The 209-nt window shown below is 72.2% G+C and carries 1 pseudogene; it reads right to left on the bottom strand.

Going from position 1 to position 209, the window contains the following annotated elements:
* Positions 1-180: pseudogene (locus FJ658_RS15075) on the bottom strand (hypothetical protein); the annotation flags it as partial.
* Positions 181-209 lie beyond the last annotated feature (29 nt).

Below are 209 nucleotides of genomic sequence, written 5' to 3'. Positions count from 1 at the left end.
GGTCGCGCGGCCCTGCAGGCAGATGTACACCTCATCCTCGGTGTGCGGCTGCTGCGGGTCCCCTGCGCCGGCCGGGATCGAGTAGCTGCCGAGGCTCAAGCCGGGCGAACGCAGCCGTTCGCGGTAGTCGGCGGCGCCGTCGGCGCTCCCGAAGCGCGCCGCCTCCTCGATGATGTGCATAGGCAGATCCTGCTCCCGGATGCGCGGGG

Origin of the sequence: Schumannella sp. 10F1B-5-1 (assembly GCF_006517535.1) — a bacterium.
Lineage (GTDB): Bacteria > Actinomycetota > Actinomycetes > Actinomycetales > Microbacteriaceae > Schumannella.
Note: the sequence above shows the minus strand (reverse complement) of the source record. Positions and strands in the feature narration are given on the sequence as shown.